Source organism: Microbacterium sp. AG790 (assembly GCF_003634765.1).
Taxonomy (GTDB): Bacteria; Actinomycetota; Actinomycetes; order Actinomycetales; family Microbacteriaceae; genus Microbacterium.
This window is the reverse complement of sequence record NZ_RBWZ01000006.1, coordinates 1-19,614: the sequence shown is the minus strand read 5'-3', so window position 1 is coordinate 19,614 and position 19,614 is coordinate 1. Positions and strand designations below refer to the sequence as shown.

The 19,614-nt window shown below is 67.9% G+C and carries 17 protein-coding genes, 1 tRNA gene and 1 pseudogene; 8 read left to right on the top strand and 11 right to left on the bottom strand.

Annotated elements, in window-relative coordinates:
* Window positions 1-5: 5 nt before the first annotated feature.
* Window positions 6-1,892 carry a molecular chaperone DnaK gene (gene dnaK, locus DEU37_RS00695; RefSeq protein ID WP_121188803.1) on the bottom strand — a complete coding sequence of 629 codons (1,887 nt, stop codon included), beginning with the start codon at window positions 1,890-1,892 and terminating at the stop codon, window positions 6-8.
* A 218-nt stretch (window positions 1,893-2,110) separates the two neighbouring features.
* Between dnaK and DEU37_RS00690 the strand changes: the two genes are divergently transcribed.
* Window positions 2,111-3,424 carry an MFS transporter gene (locus DEU37_RS00690; RefSeq protein ID WP_082784327.1) on the top strand — a complete coding sequence of 438 codons (1,314 nt, stop codon included), beginning with the start codon at window positions 2,111-2,113 and terminating at the stop codon, window positions 3,422-3,424.
* Window positions 3,425-3,597: 173 nt separating this feature from the next.
* Here DEU37_RS00690 and DEU37_RS00685 read toward each other — a convergent pair whose 3' ends face one another.
* Both DEU37_RS00685 and DEU37_RS00680 read right to left on the bottom strand, forming a co-directional pair.
* Complete coding sequence (locus DEU37_RS00685; RefSeq protein WP_121189591.1) at window positions 3,598-5,415, bottom strand: DEAD/DEAH box helicase; 1,818 nt, start codon at window positions 5,413-5,415, stop codon at window positions 3,598-3,600.
* 41 nt (window positions 5,416-5,456) lie between these two features.
* Window positions 5,457-5,966 (bottom strand): DUF427 domain-containing protein, encoded by a 510-nt coding sequence (locus DEU37_RS00680; protein WP_016464025.1) that lies wholly within the window; start codon window positions 5,964-5,966, stop codon window positions 5,457-5,459.
* Window positions 5,967-6,002: 36 nt separating this feature from the next.
* Here DEU37_RS00680 and DEU37_RS00675 point away from each other — a divergent pair, with 36 nt between their 5' ends.
* Window positions 6,003-6,599: an LON peptidase substrate-binding domain-containing protein gene (locus DEU37_RS00675; RefSeq protein WP_036320217.1), complete on the top strand. Its 597-nt coding sequence runs from the start codon at window positions 6,003-6,005 to the stop codon at window positions 6,597-6,599.
* A 9-nt stretch (window positions 6,600-6,608) separates the two neighbouring features.
* Here the strand turns inward: DEU37_RS00675 and DEU37_RS14960 are convergent, their stop codons facing one another.
* Window positions 6,609-7,145: a MarR family winged helix-turn-helix transcriptional regulator gene (locus DEU37_RS14960; RefSeq protein WP_259457082.1), complete on the bottom strand. Its 537-nt coding sequence runs from the start codon at window positions 7,143-7,145 to the stop codon at window positions 6,609-6,611.
* Window positions 7,146-7,260: 115 nt separating this feature from the next.
* Here DEU37_RS14960 and DEU37_RS00665 point away from each other — a divergent pair, with 115 nt between their 5' ends.
* A complete protein-coding gene (locus DEU37_RS00665) occupies window positions 7,261-7,884 on the top strand; it encodes a hypothetical protein (RefSeq protein WP_121188802.1) in 624 nt (207 codons plus the stop codon).
* 39 nt (window positions 7,885-7,923) lie between these two features.
* On the opposite strand, the gene DEU37_RS00660 is transcribed toward DEU37_RS00665, so the two are convergent.
* From DEU37_RS00660 to DEU37_RS00650, 3 genes are all read right to left on the bottom strand, one after another.
* A complete protein-coding gene (locus tag DEU37_RS00660) occupies window positions 7,924-9,519 on the bottom strand; it encodes a BCCT family transporter (RefSeq protein ID WP_121188801.1) in 1,596 nt (531 codons plus the stop codon).
* A gap of 148 nt (window positions 9,520-9,667) precedes the next feature.
* Window positions 9,668-10,273 carry a dCTP deaminase gene (gene dcd / locus DEU37_RS00655; RefSeq protein ID WP_016464021.1) on the bottom strand — a complete coding sequence of 202 codons (606 nt, stop codon included), beginning with the start codon at window positions 10,271-10,273 and terminating at the stop codon, window positions 9,668-9,670.
* Between the two features lie 40 nt (window positions 10,274-10,313).
* On the bottom strand, window positions 10,314-10,904 hold the full coding sequence (locus DEU37_RS00650) for a TetR/AcrR family transcriptional regulator (RefSeq protein ID WP_121188800.1): 591 nt from the start codon (window positions 10,902-10,904) through the stop codon (window positions 10,314-10,316).
* Between the two features lie 162 nt (window positions 10,905-11,066).
* On the opposite strand from DEU37_RS00650, the gene DEU37_RS00645 reads away from it, so the two are divergent.
* Genes DEU37_RS00645 through DEU37_RS00635 form a run of 3 tightly spaced genes read left to right on the top strand, consistent with a single transcriptional unit; the run spans window position 11,067 to window position 12,900 of the window.
* The gene (locus tag DEU37_RS00645; protein ID WP_016464019.1) at window positions 11,067-11,663 is read left to right on the top strand and encodes a DUF6230 family protein; all 597 of its coding nucleotides are present in this window, start codon (window positions 11,067-11,069) and stop codon (window positions 11,661-11,663) included.
* Window positions 11,654-12,166 carry a DUF6114 domain-containing protein gene (locus DEU37_RS00640; RefSeq protein WP_121188799.1) on the top strand — a complete coding sequence of 171 codons (513 nt, stop codon included), beginning with the start codon at window positions 11,654-11,656 and terminating at the stop codon, window positions 12,164-12,166. The genes DEU37_RS00645 and DEU37_RS00640 overlap by 10 nt, the downstream gene beginning before the upstream one ends.
* On the top strand, window positions 12,163-12,900 hold the full coding sequence (locus DEU37_RS00635; protein ID WP_121188798.1) for a hypothetical protein: 738 nt from the start codon (window positions 12,163-12,165) through the stop codon (window positions 12,898-12,900). Before DEU37_RS00640 ends, DEU37_RS00635 begins: the two co-directional genes overlap by 4 nt.
* Before the next feature lie 45 nt (window positions 12,901-12,945).
* Here the strand turns inward: DEU37_RS00635 and DEU37_RS00630 are convergent, their stop codons facing one another.
* A complete protein-coding gene (locus DEU37_RS00630) occupies window positions 12,946-13,782 on the bottom strand; it encodes an alpha/beta fold hydrolase (protein WP_121188797.1) in 837 nt (278 codons plus the stop codon).
* 235 nt (window positions 13,783-14,017) lie between these two features.
* Here DEU37_RS00630 and DEU37_RS00625 point away from each other — a divergent pair, with 235 nt between their 5' ends.
* Complete coding sequence (locus tag DEU37_RS00625; protein ID WP_121188796.1) at window positions 14,018-14,320, top strand: hypothetical protein; 303 nt, start codon at window positions 14,018-14,020, stop codon at window positions 14,318-14,320.
* A gap of 82 nt (window positions 14,321-14,402) precedes the next feature.
* Window positions 14,403-14,476 (top strand) — tRNA-Gly (locus tag DEU37_RS00620).
* 26 nt (window positions 14,477-14,502) lie between these two features.
* On the opposite strand, the gene DEU37_RS00615 is transcribed toward DEU37_RS00620, so the two are convergent.
* The 3 genes and pseudogenes from DEU37_RS00615 to DEU37_RS14715 form a co-directional block, all read right to left on the bottom strand.
* Entirely contained in the window at window positions 14,503-17,853 is a 3,351-nt protein-coding gene (locus DEU37_RS00615) for a DEAD/DEAH box helicase family protein (protein WP_121188795.1), read from the bottom strand.
* Between the two features lie 9 nt (window positions 17,854-17,862).
* Entirely contained in the window at window positions 17,863-18,936 is a 1,074-nt protein-coding gene (locus tag DEU37_RS00610; RefSeq protein WP_121188794.1) for a hypothetical protein, read from the bottom strand.
* A 3-nt stretch (window positions 18,937-18,939) separates the two neighbouring features.
* A pseudogene (locus tag DEU37_RS14715) lies at window positions 18,940-19,614 on the bottom strand (hypothetical protein); the annotation flags it as partial.

Sequence of the window (19,614 nt, the reverse complement as noted above, 5' to 3'; positions counted from 1 at the left end):
TTCTCTTACTTTCCGGTTCCCGGCTTCTTGTCGTCCTCGTCCTCGACGACCTCGGCATCGATGACGTCCTCCTCGGGGTTCGGCACACTGCCGTTGCCCGGGTCGGCGACCGTGGGGTCGGCCGGCTCGCCGGCGGCCTGCGCCGAGGCGTAGATCGCCTCGCCGAGCTGCTGCTGCGACGCGTTGAGCTTGTCGAACGCCGTCTTCACGGCATCCTCGTCATCGCCCGCGAGCGCGGTCTTCAGCGCATCCACGTCGGCCTGGACGGAGGTCTTCACCTCGGCGGGGAGCTTGTCCTCGTTGTCCTTGATGAGCTTCTCGATCGAGTAGGAGAGCGTCTCGGCCTGGTTGCGGACCTCGGCGGCCTCGCGGCGCTTCTTGTCCTCGGCGGCGTGCTCCTCGGCCTCGCGCACCATGCGCTCGATGTCGTCCTTGGGCAGCGACGAGCCGCCGGTGATCGTCATCGACTGCTCCTTGCCGGTGCCCTTGTCCTTCGCGGACACGTGCACGATGCCGTTGGCGTCGATGTCGAAGGTGACCTCGATCTGCGGGATGCCGCGGGGCGCAGGCGCGATGCCGGTCAGCTCGAAGGTGCCGAGCGGCTTGTTGTCACGCGTGAAGTCGCGCTCGCCCTGGAAGACCTGGATGGCGACCGACGGCTGGTTGTCGTCGGCGGTCGTGAAGGTCTCGCTGCGCTTGGTCGGGATGGCCGTGTTGCGCTCGATGAGCTTGGTCATGATGCCACCCTTGGTCTCGATGCCGAGGCTCAGGGGGGTGACGTCGATGAGCAACACATCCTTGCGCTCACCCTTGAGGACACCGGCCTGCAGGGCGGCGCCGACGGCGACGACCTCGTCCGGGTTCACGCCCTTGTTGGGCTCCTTGCCGCCGGTGAGCTGCTTGACCAGCTCGGTGACCTGGGGCATACGGGTCGAACCACCGACGAGCACGACGTGGTCGATGTCGCCGACCTTGATGCCGGCCTCGGCGATGACGTCGTTGAACGGCTTCTTCGTGCGGTCGAGGAGATCCTTGGTGAGGTCCTCGAACTTGGCACGCGTCAGCGTCTCCGACAGCGACACGGGGCCCGAGTCGGTCAGCGAGAGGTAGGGCAGGTTGATGGAGGTGCTGCTCGAGCTGGAGAGCTCCTTCTTCGCCTGCTCGGCCGCCTCCTTCAGACGCTGCAGGGCGATCTTGTCGCCCGAGACGTCGACGCCGGTGGTGTCCTTGAACTGCTTGATGAGGTAGTCGACGACCCGCTGGTCCCAGTCGTCACCGCCGAGGCGGTTGTCACCGGCGGTGGCGCGCACCTGGATGGTGGAGAAGTCGTCGTCCTTGCCCACCTCGAGCAGAGACACGTCGAACGTGCCGCCGCCGAGGTCGAAGACGAGGATGAGCTCGTCCTCCTTGCCCTTGTCGAGGCCGTAGGCGAGGGCCGCGGCGGTGGGCTCGTTGATGATGCGCAGGACGTTGAGTCCCGCGATCTCACCGGCATCCTTGGTGGCCTGACGCTCGGCGTCGTTGAAGTAGGCGGGGACCGTGATGACCGCGTCGGTCACGCTGTCGCCCAGGTACTCCTCGGCGTCGCGCTTGAGCTTCTGCAGGATGCGCGCGGAGATCTCCTGCGGCGTGTACTGCTTGCCGTCGATCGCCTGCGTCTTCCAGTCGGTGCCCATGTGGCGCTTGACGGAGGACAGCGTGCGGTCGACGTTCGTGACGGCCTGGCGCTTGGCGGTCTCGCCGACGAGCACCTCGCCGTCCTTCGTGAAGGCCACGACCGACGGGGTCGTGCGGAAGCCCTCGGCGTTGGCGATGACCTTCGGCTCGCCGCCCTCGAGGACGGAGACGACGGAGTTCGTCGTCCCGAGGTCGATACCCACTGCACGTGCCATTGTGTTCCCTTTCGTGAAACGGATCTGAGGAAGTCTGCGGGGTTGAGTCTTAACGGCTCAACTTCGATGTGTTCCACGATAGCCGCGGCATCCTCGAGTGTCAAACGCAAGTTGATATGAATCGGCTCAACTTTTCGACCGGATGCCGGGAGTAACGTGACCTGCACGCGCGACGACGCGCCACCCGGTGTTCACCGAAGGGACATACCGTGACGAACATGTCACTGCCCGACCTGCCCGCACCCACGACGATGACTCCCCCGACGGCGACCTCTCGTCGCGCCGTCATCGCGTGGGGGCTATGGGACTGGGGCTCGGCTTCGATCAACGCGGTCGCGACCTCTTTCGTGTTCACCGTGTATCTCACCGGCAGCGCCTTCGGTGACGCGGCGACCACGTCGCAAGCCCTGTCGCTGGCCCTCACCCTCGCCGGCCTGGTCGTGCTCATCACGGCGCCGATCACCGGACAACGCTCGGACGCCTCGGCCCATCGCAAGCGCTGGCTGGGCATCAACACCGGCGTGGTCGTGCTCATGCTGGCCCTGATGATCTTCGTCCGCGAAGACACCGCCTACCTGTGGTTCGGGCTCACGCTGCTCGCGGTCGGCACCGTCTTCTACGAACTGGCGAGCGTGAACTACAACGCGATGCTCTCCCAGATCTCCACACCGCGCACGGTGGGCAAGGTCTCGGGCTTCGGCTGGGGGATGGGCTATCTCGGCGGCATCGTGCTGCTGCTGGTGCTCTACTTCGGGCTCATCAAGCCCGAGGTAGGACTGTTCGGCGTCACGGGGGCGGACGGCATGGCTGTGCGCGTGTCGATGCTCCTCGCCGCGATCTGGTTCGCCGTGTCGGCCCTGCCCCTGCTGTTCGCGGTGCCGGAGAACACGCCGTCGACCCCCGGCGCGGCGCGCATCGGCTTCTTCGCCTCATACCGCGTGCTCTTCGGAACGGTCGCCTCACTGTGGCGCGAGAGCCGTACGACCGTGTGGTTCCTGCTCGCCAGCGCGATCTTCCGCGACGGTCTCACGGGAGTGTTCACCTTTGTCGGAGTGCTGGCGACCGGTACGTTCGGGCTCACCGCCGCGGACGTCCTCATCTTCGCCATCGCCGCCAACGTCGTGGCGGGCATCGTGACCATGGCATCGGGCTTCTTCGACGACCGGTTCGGACCGAAGCCGGTCATGATCGTCTCGCTCGTCGCGCTCGTGGTCGGCGGCATCCTGATCTTCGTCCTCCACGACGGAGGGCCTGCCGTGTTCTGGGGCCTCGGCCTCGCGATGGCGATGTTCGTCGGCCCGGCCCAGTCGGCGTCGCGTACGTTCCTGGCCCGCAGCATCCCCACCGGTCGCGAGGGAGAGGTCTTCGGCCTCTATGCGACGACCGGCCGCGCCGCCGTCTTCTTGGCCCCGATGATGTTCGGCGTCTTCGTCACGCTCGGAGGCCATCAGTACTGGGGCGTGCTCGGGCTCGTCGCCGTGCTGCTCGTCGGGCTGGCGCTGCTGATCCCCGTGCGTCCGCCCGCCCGCTGATCACCACTCCGGCGCAGCCCGCCGACCTGCCGACCGGCCCGCCCGCCCGCCCGCCCGAACTGCAAGGCGAGCAGTGCGACACCCCGCGGTGCGACTCACGCAGGCGGCGCGTCGCCGGTGATCCCTTGCAGTTGCGTCAGCGACTCGGGCGTCGGCGGGATGCCGAGCCGCGCTCAGTCGCGGCGCGGGCGCCGCTCGCCGCGATCGCGGTCGTCGCGGTCGGGGCGCTTGGCGGAACGCTGGAAGCGGTCGGGCTTGATCTCGATCAGGCGGCCGCTGATGCGGGTGCCCTCCAGGCGCTGGAGCGTGTCGCGCGGAAGGTCGGCCGGCAGCTCGACCAGCGAGAAGTCGGGACGGATCTGGATCGCGCCGAAGTCCTCACGGCGCAGGCCCCCCTCGTTGGCGAGCGCGCCGACGATCTGACGGGGCTCGACCTTGTGTCGACGTCCCACCTCGATGCGGTAGGTCGCGGTGGGCCCGCCCGAGCGACGCCGATCGTCGCGGCGGGGACGATCGTCACGGTCGCCGCGATCACGGTCGCCGCGGTCGTCACGGTCGAACCGTTCCCGGCGCGCCGGCGCGGGCTGGTCCTCGTCGAGCAGCAGCGGGGTCTCCCCCTGCGCGACGACGGCGAGCGCCGCTGCGACATCCGCCTCGGGCACGTCGTGGTGGGTGACGTAGTGGTTGATGATGTCGCGGAAGCGGTCGATGCGCTCGGTCTCGGCGAGGGCCGTCGTGATCGCGTCGTCGAAGCGGGTGAGCCGCGTCGCGTTGACATCCTCGGCGCTCGGCAGCGACATCTCGGTGAGCGGCTGTCGCGTCGCCTTCTCGATCGAGGCGAGCATGCGCCGCTCACGCGGGGTGACGAAGCTGATCGCGTCGCCCGAGCGGCCGGCGCGGCCCGTGCGGCCGATGCGGTGGACGTACGACTCGGTGTCGATCGGCAGGTCGAAGTTGACGACGTGGCTGATGCGCTCGACGTCGAGCCCGCGCGCGGCGACGTCGGTGGCGACGAGGATGTCGAGCTTGCCGTCCTTGAGCTGGTTGACGGTGCGCTCGCGCTGCACCTGCGCGACGTCGCCGTTGATGGCGGCCGCCGCATAGCCGCGGGCGCGCAGCTTCTCGGCGAGGGTCTCGGTCTCGTTCTTGGTGCGCGTGAACACGATCATGCCCTCGAAGTTCTCGACTTCGAGGATGCGGGTGAGCGCATCGACCTTCTGCGGGTACGACACGATCAGGTAGCGCTGCGTGATGTTGGTCGCCGTCGAGGTCTTCGCCTTGACGTTGATCTCCTCGGCATCCTTCAGATACGTGCCCGCGAGGCGACGGATCTGGGCGGGCATGGTCGCGGAGAAGAGCGCGACCTGCTTGCCGGCGGGGGTGTCGGCGAGGATCGTCTCGACGTCTTCGGCGAAGCCCATCTTGAGCATCTCGTCGGCCTCGTCGAGCACGAGGAAGCGCAGCTCGGACAGGTCGAGCGTGCCCTTGTCGAGGTGGTCCATGATGCGGCCGGGCGTGCCGACGACGATGTGCACGCCACGGCGGAGCGCCGACAGCTGCTGACCGTAGCCCTGGCCGCCGTAGACGGGCAGGATGTGGACGCCGCGGAGGTGACCCGCGTAGGACTCGAACGCCTCGCACACCTGCAGCGCGAGCTCACGCGTCGGCGCGAGCACGAGCGCCTGCGGCGTCTTCTGCGAGAGGTCCAGCTGCGACAGGATCGGCAGCGCGAACGCCGCGGTCTTGCCCGTTCCCGTCTGCGCGGTGCCGAGCACGTCGCGACCGGCCAGCAGCGGCGGGATCGTCGCGGCCTGGATCGCCGACGGCGTCTCGTAGCCCACGTCCTTCAGGGCTTTGAGGACCGCGGCGTCGAGGCCGAGATCGGCGAAGCCGGGGGTCGACGGCGCAGCGGTGGATGCCGGGGCGGATGCCGAGGAATCGGCGTCGGTCTGGGTGTCGGGCGCGGGCGCGGCCTCGAGGGGATCGGTCATGCTGTCAGAGGCCATAGACCCACGGTAGCCGCCCGACGCCGTCACCACCCCATCGAACCCGGGATGCCTTTGTACGGCCCGAGGATGTTCGCCGTGATCCAGCCCCCGTAGAAGCCTCCCGGCTGCGGCGTGACGACCTCGCCGTCGACCGTGCACTCGTCCATCGCGGCGGCGTACACGGCGACACGGTCGCGCAGCACTGCGTACCCCGGCGCGGGATGCGGATAGTTCCACGCGGCTCCCGCCCGCGTGATGCCCCCGCCCACGACGTCGAGATAGCGCGCGGCGCCCTTGAACTCGCAGAACGAGGTGCCCTCGGCATCCACGAGGGAGCCGGGGGCGAAGTCGGAGATCGGCAGGTAGTAGACGGGCGGATGGCTGGTCTCGAGCACGCGGACGGCGTCGTGGGTGTCGGCGATGAGCTGGCCGCCGAGGCGGATGGCGACACGCACAGGGACCGGCTCGACGCGCGGCGGACGCGGATAGTCCCAGACCGACTCCTGTCCGGGGCCGGGAACGTCGGGGCGGATCGAGGCGGGAAGGCGAGGCACGCGCCCACTGTACGTCCGTCGGTGTTGACTGGGCGCATGACCGTCATGCCGATGTTTCCTCTCGGATCGGTGCTCTTCCCTCACACGCCTCTGCCCCTGCGCGTCTTCGAGCCGCGCTACCTGCGTCTGATGGGCGAGCTGCTCGACAGCGATGATCCGCAGTTCGGGGTCGTGCTCATCGACCGCGGGCATGAGACCGGCGGCGGCGACCAGCGCTCCGGCATCGGCACACTGGCCCGCCTGGTCGATGTCGCCGCCGGCGCCGATGCCCTCCAGGTGGTCGCCATCGGCACCGACCGCTTCACCGTCGACCGCTGGCTCGACGACGACCCGTACCCCCGGGCGGAGGTCTCGCTGCAGGAGCCGCTGGCCTGGAACGACGCGCTGACGCCGCTGCGCACCGAGGCCGAGGCCATCGTGCGCCGCGTGCTCGGCCGCTTTCCCGATGCCCCCTGGGGCGCGCACATCGAGCTGTCGTCCGATCCCGTCGCCGCCGCCTGGCAGGTCGCCGCGATCGCGCCCCTGGTAGAGTACGACCAGCAGCGCCTGCTGCGGGCAACGACCATGGGAGGGCTGCTTCAGCAGATCATCGATCTGACGCTCGAGGTCGACGAGATCTGGCCCGAGGGGTGAGTCCCCGCCTCAGTCGCGTGGCCAGGCAGCAGCGAGCTTCGTGAGCAGGCGGGCCAGCTCCGCACGCTCGTCCGCGCTGAAATCGCTCAACGCCGCGGTCAGATGCTCGCGGCGCCGGCCCCGGAACCCGCGCGCGAACTGCTCACCCACGGGCGTGAGAGCGATCCGGGTGCGACGGGCGTCGTCGGGGTCGGCTTCGCGCTGCACGAGGCCCAGCTCGACGCTCTGCTGCACCAGCCGCGACGCCCGGGGTTGATCGACACCGATCGCCTCGCCCAGTTCGCTCACGCTCAGGGGGTGGGATGCCGCGTGCAGCGCCTCGATCAGACGCAGGCGCGCGGGGCCGCCGCCCATCCGCATCGCGGGGCCGCCCTCCGGCGGAGCGGGCCAGTGCCCGCGGGGGCCGAACCCGTGCGCGGCGCCGCGGTGGCCGCCGGCCCCACCCGGGACGCCACCCGGACCGGGCCCCCGCCCGCGCAGGCGACCGAGGGCCGCGTCGATCGCGTCGAGGTCCGCGCTGGAGGCGGGGGGATCGGCATCCGTCATCCCTCAAATTTACATGTCGCTTGACATGTTCTCAGACTGCATGTCACACTACATGCACATGCACTTTGACATGCAAATGAGATCGCCCGGCGATCACCCGATGAAAGGACCTCCCATGGAGACCTCCACAGACACCCCTGACAACACCCACACCCCTCACACCCCCGACCCCCTCGACGTCGTCCGCTGGGCGCGCGCGGTCGATCGCGCCCTCTGGCACGATCGCGCCCGGGCCCTCGCCGCCGACGGCATCCGTCCGCGCGAGGCGCGCCTTCTGCGTGCCCTCGCCTCCGAACAGGCGGCGGAACTGCTCACGCGCCTTCGCCAGCACCCCCATGGCGGCAAGGGCCTGCGTCGACTCGCCGAACGCGGCTGGATCGCCGAGACCGACGGCACCTGGTCGCTCACCGATGCGGGGCGCGACGCCGCGGACGGGCTGCGCCGGCAGGCCGAGCAGTTCGACGCACGCCTGCACGAGGCCGCGTCCGCGGAGGAGCTGGCCGCCGCCGGCGCCACCCTCGACGCCGTCGCCCGCGCGCTCGGCGCCGAGGGCGATCCCGGTGAGGCCCACCACCCGCGCCACCGTGGCGGGTTCGGCCCCCGCGGCCACCGTTTCGGTCCCCACCGCGACCGCTCACCCCGCCACCGTGGCGCCGAGGGCGCCGAGGGCGCCGAGCGCGCCTACGAGCGCGGCTTCGCGGCCGGCTTCACCGAGGGACGCACCGCCGCGCGCGCGTGAGCGCCCCGCGCGCGCTCGGGGCGCTCGCGCACTCGACCGTCACCGCGGGGTGCGTCGCCGCCATCCAGGCATCCGCACGCCCTGCTCGTTGCCGCGTTCGACGTCGAGCCCGTAGTGCTCGCCGACGTAGCCGACGAGCTGGGCCCGTTGGGCACGGTCGTAGACCCGTCGCTCCCGCCGGAAGGCGATCACCGTCGACCAGCAGATGAGGAGCATGACGACGCTGAACGGCAAGGCGATCGTGACCGCCGCCGTCTGCAGCGCCGACAGCCCTCCGGCCAGCAGCAGGGCGACCGCCAGCACCGCGGTCGCGAGCGTGAAGAACACCCGCACCCACCGCTTCGGCTCGACGTCGCCGCCGGTGGCCAGCATCCCCATCACGAGCGCACCCGAGTCCGCCGAGGTGACGAAGAAGATGCCGATGAGCAGGATGGCGCCCACCGTCAGCACCGGTCCGGCCGGCAGGTGGGCGAACAGCTGGAAGAGAGCGCCCTGCAGATCGACCGTCCCGTCGGGTGCGAGCATCGATCCCGGCACCGTCAGTTCCTGGTACAGCGCCGAGCCTCCGAGGACGGCGAACCAGAGGATGCCGACGAGGGTGGGCACGATCAGCACGCCCAAGACGAACTCACGGACCGTGCGCCCCTTGCTCACCCGGGCGATGAAGATGCCGACGAACGGCGCCCACGAGATCCACCAGCCCCAGTAGAACGACGTCCACGAGGCCTGCCACTGCTCGCCGGCCTCGCCCTGGAAGGCGCTGACCGTGAAGCTCAGGCCGACGAAGTTCTGCAGGTAGGCGCCGATCGACTGCACCCACTCCCGCAGGAGGTATTCGGTGTGCCCCGCGATGAGGATGAACACGAGCAGCGCTGCTGCCAGCAGCAGGTTGAAGCTCGACAGCCACTTCATGCCCTTGCCGACGCCCGACAGCACGGACAGCAGCACGAAGATCGTGATGACGCCGATGATGACGATCTGCATCGTCGTGTCGGGAGTGCCCAGGCCGGCGCTGGACAGGCCCGCGCCGATCTGCATGACGCCCAGCCCGAGCGAGGTGGCGACGCCGAAGACGGTGCCGACGAGGGCCAGGGTGTCGATCGCGTTTCCCCACGCCCCGCGCACGCGATGGCCGAGGAGCGGCTCCAGCGCCCAGCGGATGGAGATCGGCCGGCGCCGACGGTGGATCGCGTAGGCGAGGGCGACACCGATCACGACGTAGATCGCCCACGCCTGCACACCCCAGTGCAGGTAGGTCTGGATGAGCGCGCTCTGCGCCAGCTGCGCATCGGTGCCGGTGACACCCGGGCGCGGTGTGACGTAGTGGCTGAGCGGCTCGCTCACGCCGTAGAACACGAGCCCGATGCCCATGCCTGCCGCGAACAGCAGCGAGAACCAGGCACCGAGGGAGAACTCCGGCTCGTCGTCGTCTTTGCCCAGCTTGATCTCGCCGAAGCGGCTGAAGCCCAGGACGAGCGCGAACGCGACGAAGAACGCCGCGATCAGGACGTAGTACCAGCTGAAGGTTCGGATGATCGCCCCCTGGATGGTCGCGAACGCGGTCTCTGCGGACGAGGGGAAGATCACCGCGAATGCGGCGACGGCGACGATGATGACGGCGGCGGGCCAGAACACCCAGCGCGCGAGCGGACGGGGGGGCGAGCGGATCGGCGGCCGGGGCAGTCTCGGTCATCGTTTCAGGGTAGCCACGCACGCGGCGACGGCCGAGTCCTGGCCCCTTCCGGGCAACTCTGATAAAGCGGCGGCGGCGGACGCCGCGCGCTCAGGCCCCGCGAGCGCCCGCGTCCGTCGCGCCGACGTCGGTGCGGTGGAAGTTCTGGAACGAGCGCGACGCCGTCGGGCCCCGCTGCCCGTGGTAGCGGTTGAGGTAGGGGCCGGTGCCGTAGGGGTTCTCCGCCGCAGAGGACAGCCGGAAGAAGCACAGCTGACCGATCTTCATGCCGGGCCACAACTTGATCGGCAGCGTGGCGACGTTCGAGAGTTCGAGGGTGACGTGACCGGAGAATCCGGGGTCGATGAAGCCCGCGGTCGAGTGGGTCAGCAGGCCGAGGCGTCCGAGCGACGACTTGCCCTCCAGGCGTGCGGCGATGTCGTCGGGGAGCGTCACCTGTTCGAACGTCGAGCCGAGGACGAACTCGCCCGGGTGCAGGATGAACGCCTCGTCGGGGCGCACCTCGATGAGGTGGGTGAGGTCGGGCTGGTCTTCGGCGGGATCGATGAACGGGTACTTGTGGTTGTCGAACAGCCGGAAGTAGCGATCCAGACGCACGTCCACACTCGAGGGCTGCACCATCGCGGCATCCCACGGGTCGAGTCCGACGCGGCCGGAGGAGATCTCGGTGCGGATATCGCGGTCACTGAGCAGCACGCGGCCAGCCTACTGTCCGCGGCGGGCGAGCGCGGCGCGCTCAGTGGTCGACGGATGCCGCGATCGCCAGCGCCGAACGCGACAGGAAGGCGACGATCTCGCCGGCGGGCCGGTCGGACTCGAGCCCGAGCTCGATGAGCACGTCCTCCGCGAACGCGACCCAGGCGCGCGCGGCCACCGACAGCAGGGGCGAGTCGGCGTGACCCAGCTCGTGGAAGACCTCGACGATGCGATGCGCGTTCTCGTCGCGGGCCTCGTCGACGAGTTCGCGGACGACGGGGTCGCCGCTGGCGACGCCCCGCACCAGCGAGTAGAAGGTTCCGCCGTGGGCGCGGACGAACGCGACGATCCGCTCGATCGTGTCGTCGAGGCGGGCGCGCGGCGGCAGCTCCGCGCGGGGGGCGGATGCCGCGATCAGCGCGTCGCGGGCGGTCGTGACGACCGCGGTGTGCAGGCCCTGGCGCGTGCCGAAGTAGTGGAAGACGAGTGCGCGCGAGACGTCTTCCCGTTCGGCGAGCGCCTCGATGGTCAGCTCGTCCAGCGGCTGCGACGCGAGGAACGCGACCCCCGAGGCGATCAGCTGGGCGCGGCGATCTTCCCGCGACAGGCGCCGCCGCTGCTCCGTGGACATGTCCTCGACCCTACCGACGAGGTGGGCACGGTCCCACGGGCAGTTTTCGTGAGAGTTCTCTCACAGTGACGGCATCCTTATTGACTGATTGTCAATTGAAGCGCACAGTCGATGATCGAACGCGTCGGCAGCGGAGCCGGCGCCCCGGCATCCGGAGGATCGATGAGACTCTCGAACCCGACTCGCTCCCGCGCGGGACGCATCACCCTCGCCACCATCCCCGTCGTCCTCGCCTCGACGTTCCTCCTCGGAGGCGTCGCACAGGGCGCCGTTCCGGTCTCGTTCGCGGTCTCCGGCAGCCAGTTCCAGATCAGCGCATCCAAGCTCGAGGGCACCGGCTTCTCTCAGTACGCCGGCGTCACGCAAGACACGGCGGGCGGCTCGCACAACGTCGCGATCGCCAACATCGCGTCGGCGCAGCTCTACGACCTGTGCCAGTCGGTGATCTCCGACACCCCGCTGGGCAAGGTGGGCGTGCTCATCACGGCGGGCGGCGGCGGCAACCCGGCCACCGCGAGCGACCTGCAGATCGGCATGACCGACCTCAAGGGCGATTCGTCGTTCTCCAACATCCGCATCGGCGTCGACGCCTCGACCGTGAACACGGCGGCGAAGGGCTCGGCGGGCGACTTCGCTCAGGATGCCGACAGCGTCACGATCAACAACCTCCAGCAGATCTCGTGGAGCACGCAGGCTTCGGTCTTCACGCTCACCGGGATGTCGCTGAAGCTGACGGACGGATCGAGCGGATGCTTCTGACACGCCGGGCCGCGCGCACCGCTGAGCCCACTGCCGAGTCTGCATCCGAGCCCGAGGACCGGACAGAGCCGACGCCCACGGCCGATCGACCGGCGCGCGCGTGGCGGAAGGATCGGCCGCTCGTGGGCGGCATCCTGCTCATCGTCGGCGGCCTCGCGATGTTCGGGTCGAGTCAGCTCGACTTCGGACGCCTGCACATCCACCTCGGCATCGAGGGACTGCAGGCGGTCGTGATCCCGCTGCTGCTCATCGTGCTGGGCGCCCTCGTGATCGCCACGCCGGCGCACCGCATCCTGTACGGCGTGATCGCGCTGGCGACGAGCGTCTACTCGATCGTGGGGGTGAACCTGGGCGGGTTCCTGATCGGGTTCGTGCTGTCGGCGGTCGGCGGCATCCTCGCGGTGTCGTGGATGCCGAGAGCCGCGCGCACCGCGGAGTCGGAGCCGACGGCTGAGGCGGATGCCGAGGAGGCGATCGTCCCCGACGAGGCGGTCACGCGATGACCACGCGGCGAGGGCGTTCCGCGCTGCTGGCGGCCGCGCTCCTCGCGCTGGTGCCGAGCGTGATCGGCGCCGCAGCCCTTCCGGCGGCGGCCGTGGAGACCTCTGGCGCGCAGCCCACCGAGTGGTGCATCCCGATCATCATGCCCTGCCACTCGTCGCCGTCCCCGACGCCCAGTCCGTCACCGTCGGCGAGCGCGTCGGTTCCCGGCATCCCGAGCCTGCCGACCGTCCCCGGTCTTCCGGAACCCGAGCAGCCGTCACCGTCGCCGTCGCCGTCGGAGGGCACGACGCCGCCCGCGGTGGCGCCCGTCGCCGACGAGCAGGGGCCCGTGTTCACGCAGCCGTCCGCTCAGCTCGGGTCGAAGTCGCTGTCGTTCAGCGGCCTGCGCGGCATCTCGGTCGTGACCGTTCCCCTCGCCGACGGGTCGCGGACGACGGCGTTGAAGCTCGAAGCCGACCGCATCACGATCTCCGGATTCAGCCTGACCGTCCGCCACGACACCGGCCCCATCCTGACGACAACGGCCGACACGATGACCCTCGACGGGCACGTGGCGGTGTACATCAACTCGCTCAGCGCGACGCTTCCGGGAGGCAAGCTGCTCACGCTGGGCGCCGACACCCCGCCGCCCGCCGAAGGCCTCGACTCGATGTTCGGCGTGACCCTCGGCCTCGTCGGATCGACGGCCGATGCGATCACCTACACGAACACGGTGCAGCACCTGTCGGAGTGACGGGGAGTACGGCGCCCAGCGCGCAGCGGGTGTCCCCGAGCGGCGTCAGGACTGGATGAACGCGAGGATGTCGGGGTTGATGACGTCCGCGTGCGTGGTCAGCATGCCGTGCGGGTAGCCCTCGTAGATCTTGAGGGTCGAGTTCTGCAGCAGCTCGTGCTGCAGATGTGCGGCGGCCTTGTACGGCACGACCTGGTCGTCGTCACCCTGCAGCACGAGCACCGGAACGGTGATGGCCTTGAGGTCTTCGGTCTGGTCGGTTTCGGAGAACGCCTTGATGCCGAGGTAGTGGGCCTGCGCGCTGCCGGTCATCCCCTGCCGCCACCAGTTGTCGATGACCGGCTGGGACGGCGTGACGCCCTCGCGGTTGAAGCCGTAGAAGGGGCCGGATGCCACCGCCTCGAAGAACTCGGCACGGTTGGCAGCGAGGGCCTCACGGAAGCCGTCGAACACGGCCAGCGGGGTGCCCTCGGGGTTGCTGTCGCTCTGCAGCATGATCGGGGGCACGGCAGCGACGAGCACGGCCTTGGCGACACGGCCCTGGGGCTCGCCGTACTTCGCGACGTAGCGGGCGACTTGTCCACCGCCGGTCGAGTGGCCGATGTGGACGGCGTTTCGCAGGTCGAGGTGCTCGACGACGGCGCTCACGTCGTTGGCGTAGTGGTCCATGTCATGACCGGTGGCGATCTGCGACGAGCGCCCGTGGCCGCGGCGATCGGAGGCGATCACACGGTAGCCCTTGTCGAGGAAGTAGAGCAGCTGCGCGTCCCAGTCGTCGGACGAGAGGGGCCAGCCGTGGTGGAAGACGATGGGCTGGGCGTCGGCGCTGCCCCAGTCCTTGTAGTAGATCTCCGCGCCGTCTTCGGTGGTGACGTAGGCCATGATCGGTCCTCCGGGTCGTGTGGATGGGTGCGCTCGATCCGAGCGTGTTCACGCTAACCGCGGCATCCGCTGACCCGTTCCTACATCTGTACAGACGTTCGGGGCCGCGGCGCGAGTGAGCCGAGAGACATGCACGATTGCGGCACGCTTTAATTACACGATTGTGAGTTCAATTATTTGACGTTTTAATTGAATCGATACGTGGTGTAGTCAAGGGAACTTGAAGGAGCGCAGCATGGATCCCGCACGATTCGCGGCAAGTCCGATCGGCGACCTCCTTCCGATTTTCGGCACGGACGGCCGCGGACAGACATACGAGCACGTCGCGTTCGCCGCTCATCCACTCGCGGCGCCGCCAGAACTCGGCACAGCCACCTGGAACCGTGTTGCGTTTCCAGGGCTGACCTACCAAGCGGTGAGCAACGCTGTACGCAAGCTCGAAGAAGTTGGGATTCTCGAGCAACGGAACGTTCCGGGGGTCATGGTGTTCCGCGCCCCCGATGTCGTCGCGATCATCTCTGCACCCAGCGCAGCGTAGCGGCGCCCGCCCGCGCTCAGTGCGGCGATCAGTCAGCGACATTCGTGGGTATGCTGGACGGGCACGGCCGTCAGGTCGTCGTGGGGCTGTAGTTCAATGGCAGAACTTCTGCTTCCCAAGCAGACAGCGCGGGTTCGATTCCCGTCAGCCCCTCCACTGGTCACTTCCAGAGTTAGCGCGGACTACGCGACGCCCGACGCTGTAGCGGTCGCACGGATCTCGCGCAGGGTTCGCACCAACACGTCGACGTCAGCGTCAGGAAAGATCGTGTCTGGCCCCGTCGGGGCGTGGTCGGTGTACGGCGGCTCAAAGAGACGCGCGGGCTCCATCACCCCGTTGCGCGTGAGTTCGTCGACGATGAGGTTCACGAAGCGGATCTGGTCAACGGTGAACTTGGTGTCATCGAGGTAGGTCTCGAACGCCTCCATGACGGCGGAGCGATCGAGGCCGACGAGCTGGCGGATGAAGACCCCCAGGCCCCCGCCGCTCTCGTTGGCCCACTCAATGTCGATGGGTCCTGCGCCGGCGTCGACGAGCATGCTCTCGAGCTCGGAAAGGTCGCCTGCGGTGAGTTGCCGGTTTCGGCGGAGACGCTGGAGCGCCAGGTTGTCGAGGTGCTGACGCAAGTAGGCCTCTGCCTTTGACCGGAACCGCTCGAAGTTCGTGCCCGGTGTGGCATGAGGCAGGGCGATCTCGACGCCATCGCCGAGGACGTCTTCGAAGTCGGTATAGACCGGACTGCGACGCGTTTTCTCAATGAACCGAACCAGGCTGCGGATCCTGATCCTCGCGAGCTCGAGCATCGTAAGAGTGACGTCGATCCACCACTCGTCGCTCGCGAGCGACTCCAGCAGAACCGCCTGCGCCGCAACCGATGGGATGGCCGTCTTGCTCAGCAGTGCGGCCGCGATCTGCTGCACTGCTTCCCGGATTCGCTCAGCGACCAGCATGTCACCGTCGAGCTGCGCGAGCTGGCGGCGGAGGATCAGCAGGTCGAACCGCTTCGCGTCTTCATCGTCGTCCCGCACGGCCGAGGGGAGCCCGGCGACGAGGGCCAATCGCTCGGCCTTTGGACCGGTGATCTGCTTCCACGCATCCAACTCGGCGAATTCCTCGACCGCCCGACGGTGGGGGCGCACGACGAAGTTGTCGAGGTTCATTCCCGCGACGATCGTGTGCAGAGTGGATGCTGTCGAAGACCACAACTCGGGTTCGGTCTCGCCGAGCGCGGTGATGAGCCCGAGACGCGCTTCGAACAGTCTTTGCGAGAGCGACTTCTGGATCTGGCCCTGCGAGCCGGGAAGGTCCTGGCTGAAGTACTCGAGGTTGCCGCAGAAGTCGAAGACAAGGAAGTCCTGCTTGTCCTCGCCGGGGCCGAACAAGTCCGGGCGCAGCCGCGTGCCGCGTCCGATCATCTGCCAGAACTTCGACTTCGAACGCACCATCTTGAAGAACACGAGATTCACGACCTCGGGCACGTCGATGCCCGTGTCGAGCATGTCGACGCTGATGGCGATGTGCGGCGCCTTGTCAGGAGTGGAGAAGTCGTCGATCAACGACTGCGCGTACGGAGTGCCGTGGGTGATGACGCGGGCGAAGTGCCCCGCGTACTCCGGATAAGCGAGATTGAACCGCTTCTCGATGAACTCGGCGTGATTCTGGTTCTTCGCGAAGATGATCGTCTTGCCGAGCCGGTCAGCTCCGGCCACCTTGTACCCCCGGACCACGAGGGTCTCGAGAACCTTGTCGACGGTGTCTGCGTTGAACAGGAAGCGGTTCATCTCCTCCGCACCGACCTCGTCCGGTGGGCCATCCTCACCCCAGTCGAGCGAGTCCCACTCGTCCTTCTCCTCTTCGCTGAGGTCCTCATAGCGCTTGCCAGCGCGCAGAGACCCACCTTCGAAGCTCACCCCGCGCGGCGGAACGAGGTAGCCCTCGCTCACGGCCTCGTCGAGGGAGTAGTTGTCGGTGGGCACGCCGTCTTCGAGGCGGAAAAGCCGGTAGGTGTTGTGGTCCACCTCATCCTTGGGCGTGGCGGTGAGACCGACCAGCAGGGAGTCGAAGTAGTCGAAGATCGCGCCGTATTTCGCATAGACGGATCGGTGGGCTTCGTCGATCACGATCAGATCGAAGTAGCCGGGACCGAACCGGCGGATGTCGTTGTCGACCTCGTTGATGAGGTTCATCATCGTCGGGTAGGTCGAGACGTACACTCTCCCGTCCACGCCCTTCTCGCTGAGAAGATTGACGGTCGTCGAGCCGGGAAGATGCGCTTTGAACGCGTTCGCGGCTTGATTGACGAGCGCCTGCCGATCGGCGAGGAACAGCACGCGCTTTACCCAGTTGGCCTTCTGCAGGAGGTCGGCCAGCGCGATGGTCGTCCGGGTCTTACCGGAGCCAGTGGCCATCACGAGCAGTGCTTCCCGCTGTTTGTGGTCGAATGCCGCGCTGACCGCCTTGATGGCGCTCGCCTGGTAAGGGCGTCCAGCGATCTCGGTGTTCACCGACTGAGTGGACAGCTGCTGCTTGCTGGTGCGGCGCTGGATCAGTAGCTGCAGTTCGTCCCGCGTGTAGAACCCCTGGATCTCGCGTGGCGGGTAGCCGCCCGCGTCATCCCAGATGCGGTGCTCGTAGCCGTTCGTGAAGAAGATCACGGGGCGCTGGCCCCACTCGTGTTCCAGGCAGTCGGCATAGAGCTTCGCCTGCTGTTGGCCGACTTCCGGCGACTTCGATGTGCGCTTCGCCTCCACCACCGCGAGCGGCAGGCCGTCGTCGCCCCACAGGACGTAGTCGACGTACCCCTTGCCTTCGGCGTTGGGCATGCCGTGGACTTCGTACTCGCGATCACGATCCTGATCGAGCGGCCAGCCCGCTTCTCGCAGGAGGAGATCGATGAACAGGTCGCGGGCGCCGGCTTCGTCGTAGTCGCGCGTGTCCGGCGCGAGCGCGGCGTGAGCCGCTGCGATCTGCGTCTTCAGCACGGCGATCTCCGCGTCTCGCGCGGCGAGGCGGTCGTCGCGCTCCGCGAGGTCGCGGGCGTGGGCCTCGTCCTGCTCGCGGAACTTCTGCGCAAGTCGGGCGACCTCCTCGCGAGTGAGGGGGGCAGCCTCAGCGGCAAGCGAGGGATCGAAATCAGCCTGAAGTGGAACGATGTCGGGCCGCGGCGAGTGGTGATACGACACCCACACGACGACATGGAAGAGCTCACGCAGCACCCCGAGTGATACCTCAGCGCGGATCTGCCGATTGTCGTGGACGGCCGTGTTCGCGACCCGTCGGATCGCGTTCAGCTTCTGCGCGATCGCAGAAGGCACGTGGGTGCGGAAGGAAGCATCGTTGATTTTGGCGGCGAGATCGCTTCGGTAGGGGACACCCAGCGATAGCACGTCGTAGAGGTAGTCCACGAGGAGCTCAGCGACACGACGACTGTAGAAGCACGCCGATCGAGGGTCGGAGGATAGATAGGACTCCGCGTGAGCGCAGTCGCCGTGCAGCCCCGGCAGCGTCTCGCGGACGAAGTCGAAGTTCCCCATGGGGTCAACCTACTGGTCGTCGTGGATGCCGAAACGCTCGGCGAGCCGGTCGAGCGTGAACTCCTGCCGCAGCTTGCACGCGCTGTTCTGGTTCGCGAAGAGCCCCTTCTCGCGATACGCCTGACTCTCGGGGACGACCTTGATCCATCGGACGGGCACGACCCATTCGTCGGCATCCTCGGTGGCGGCCTCCGCGTGCATGTAAGACCCGAGAAGCGGCTGCTCCGCGAGAGATACCGACGCGCCATCCACCTCGACTCGGGCATCGGCGAACCGAACGGCGGGCCCGGTCACCGTGCCGACTCCCACGTATCCGGTCTGCGGGATGTACACCCAGATGCGCGCCTCCTTGGGGAGCGCGCGGATGGTCTGCGAGTAGAACTTGCCACCTCCGGCGGAGACGAAGCCGAATCGACGCGCGTCCTCCCACGACCGATCACCGCCGAACGCCACATACCAGTCGCGTCCGTTCCACGGAGCGCGCTTCGAGGTCGACTTCACCTTGGCGGACGTGGGCGCATCGACGGACGCTGCGAGCCACGACCGCGCCAGGTAGCGCCGGTCTTCATCCTCGATGTAGGTGAAGAAGACCGCATTGATCGGCACACCGAACGTGCGCAGGTAAGTGACGATCCGCTCAGAGCTGTCGTCGAGGACCGAGGCCACAATGGTCAGCTGCAGTTCGGAGTTCAGTTCGTCGGGCGGCGCGGACCCGAAGACCTCCTCGTACGCGCTCTCGAACTTCTGGCCGAGGTATCGGTCTGCGATGTCGATGACATCGTCACGCGAGAGCGTCGAGACCCACGATCCGTAGTCCAGAACCTGCGCCACGACCTCGCGCGGAGTCTTGTCGCGCTTGAGTTCCAGCACGTGCAGGTTGCCGTCACCATCGATCGCGAGAAGATCCAGCCGCTTGCCGTAGGGCGTCGGCACCTCACTGCCGATCACCAGCAGCGGGATGCCGAGCAGCGACGGATCTCTCTTGAGGAACTCGTGCAGTTCGTTCTCGGTCGGCAGCGCAGCGGGTGTCAGCGGCCGGGGTTGCTGGCCGTCGATACGCCACATCCTCATCTCAACCGGCATGGGTCAGAGCTCCCCTCGGAATGCACGGGACTGAAGCGAGGCGAAGAGCTCGTCGTCAGCGGCGAGGGCACGCTGAACGAACGTGCGATCGAACTCGATCCGTTCCACGCGCGACGCGAACTGGCGCTGGAGATGCACCGGCGCCAGAGGCGCGCGGTACTTCAGCACTCTCGCCTTGCTGATGTTGCGCACCCCCGCTGCGCCACTGGCATTGTGCTTGATGTAAGCCCGCGCATGCGTGGACCTAAGTACTCCAAGAATGTACGTTGGCTCGATCTGATCGCCAAGCGGTGCACTGAGCTTCCATACCTTGTCCGGGAGGTACAGATGCGCGGGCTCACTGTCGACGACCGCCGTCGCTCCGAGCAAGTCCAAGGAGCCGCTTGCTCGTCCGAACAGGATGTCGCGGTTGCGGATGAGGTGCGATTCGGGGGGAGCGTAACCGCCCGGCATCGGCTTGGATTCTGATTCGATGAATCGGCCGCTCGAGATCGCACTTACCTTGATGACACGATTCTTGGGGTGGGCGTCGCTGTCATCGCCCAGAACGTTCTTTCCACTCACAAAGTCGACTCCGAGCTGCGCTAGCTGTGCTGCCCAGGGACGTTGGTCAATCTGCTGATGGGTGGGTGGCCGCCGATCGCGGTGTGGGGCCTGTGGTGATTGTAGGAGTGCAGC